Annotated in this window: 1 protein-coding gene; it reads right to left on the reverse strand. The window is 69.8% G+C overall.

Annotated features, from left to right (window positions below):
• Nucleotides 1-233: 233 nt before the first annotated feature.
• Nucleotides 234-1,679, reverse strand: a complete 1,446-nt coding sequence (locus VFG33_RS00715; RefSeq protein ID WP_325021217.1) for a serine/threonine-protein kinase — start codon at nucleotides 1,677-1,679, stop codon at nucleotides 234-236.
• Nucleotides 1,680-2,047: the final 368 nt, after the last annotated feature.

Here is a 2,047-nt window from a genome sequence, read left to right on the forward strand (position 1 = left end):
GAAGGCACCGAGCAGGGCCAGCAGTGCGCCGCCGATCCGGCTGGCAGCAGAACCCCAACCAGGGCCCAGCCCAGCCCCCGCACCAAGGCCCAGGTGGCAACCAGCCACCACACGCCTAACCCAACGCGAGACGCTCGGCCCAACCCGCTGAGCACGTCGAGAGCCCCGCTGCTCGACACCAGAAGAGCCCGGACCGCATCCAGCGATCCGGGCTCTTGCTGTTGTTCAGCCTCTTACCGCAGTAGCAACCAGGCGGCACTCGCCAACAAACCGGCGGCCCCAACAAAGCTCCCCACCGCCGCCACCACCAACCCCCGCCGCGCCCCATCCGGTGCCGGCGGTGTCGCTGGGCTTACGTCCGAAGGGGCGTGGGGCCTGCCCCGCACTTCTTCGGACGTTAGCGGCGAGCCGGTGAGGTGGTGGAGGGGAGAGGACGTTACGTCCGAAGAGGCGTGGGGCCTGCCCCTCACCGCTTCGGACGTACGCGCTGATCCGGGGCGCTGGTGGGTGGGAGGGGGTGTTGCGTCCGAAGAAGTGGAGGGACGTGCCGCCAGTTGTTCGGACGTTAGCGGCGAGCCGGGGCGCTTGTGGGCGGGAGGGGGTGTTGCGTCCGAAGAAGTGGAGGGGCGTCCCGCCAGTTCTTCGGACGTACGGCGGGGGGCAGGTGCCGGCCGCGTGGTGGCAGGGCCGGTGGGGGTCCAGGTGGGTGGGAGAGCGGGAAGCTGGTCGAAGACCTCGGGTGGATCCGGCTGATCCGCCCACGGGGTGGCGTGAGGCGGTGGGAGGGCGCCGGTTTCGGCCAGCAGGCGACCTGCTTCGGCGGCGGAGTCGGGTCGGCCGGTCGGTGTGGGCGCGGTGAGCATCCGGATCAGCTCCCACAGCCGCCCATCCGCCCCTGACGCGGCGGCCGCCGCCGAGCCGCCCTGCGCCGAGCCGCCCTGCGCCGAGCCGTCCTGCGCCGAGTCGCTCTTCGCCATCGAGTTGCCGCCGGCCATCGAGTTGTCGCCGGCCACCGAGTTGCCGTTCGTCGACTGGATTGGCGCTGGGAGGTCGCCGTTGGTTTCTGGGCGGGTTCCGGTGAGGAGTTCGGCTGCTACGGCTCCTACTGTGTAGAGGTCTTGGCGGGGGTCGGGGTCGGCGCCGGCGAGTTGTTCGGGAGCGATGTAGCCCGGCGTACCGAGGACCGTGCTGTGGCGGGTCATCCGTGGTTCGTCCAGCAGGCCGGCGATGCCGAAGTCGGAGACGCGGAGATGCGGCCGGCCGGTCCCCGTGGCGTCGAGCAACAAGTTCGCCGGCTTGAGATCCCGGTGAACGATGCCCGCGGCATGGACCGCCGAGAGCCCGTGCAGCACCTGGTCCAGCAAAACTGCCACGTACGACGCCGGCAGCGGACCGTGATCCCCGAGCAACGTGGCGACGGACCCGCCGCGAACCAGATCCATCGCGAACACGACCTTGTCGTCGTCCGCGGCCCACCCGTGCGGCGCGACCACATGCGGATGCTGGATCCGCAACGACTGCTCCCGTACGAACCGCAGCAACGTTGCCGCATCGTGCTGCCCGAGCACCTTCGCCGCGACGTACGCCTCGCGCCGCAGGTCCCAGGCGCGCCAGACCGAGCCCATCCCGCCGGTCCCGATCAGGTCGATCAGCCGATACCGTCCCGCAAACGCCTCCACCGCCAAGAAACTACAGGACTCCCGCGGTCAGCAACCGACACCGATTCATCCCGAGGATCCGGCCGGCGAATTACGACGAGGCCGATGGTGCCCCGCAGGAGTGCCATGCAGGCCACTACAGCGGTCATCGTCAGCAAGGACCGCATGTGCAGCTCCTTCGGCTCGCCCGGGACTCGATGCGACCACCCCTGACGGTGGGAGCGACCAGATAGTGCGGGTAGCGTCCGGCGGTGTGGATCTCCTGGAGGCGGGCACCGCTCAGTTCGAACGTGTCGTCGCGTCGATCCCGCCCGAGGCCTGGCACAATCCGACGCCCTGCGAGATGACAGTTCGTGAGGTCGTCGACCATGTGGTCGCGGGCAACATCT

This window comes from Kribbella sp. (assembly GCF_035687465.1).
In the GTDB taxonomy this organism is placed as follows: Bacteria; Actinomycetota; Actinomycetes; order Propionibacteriales; family Kribbellaceae; genus Kribbella.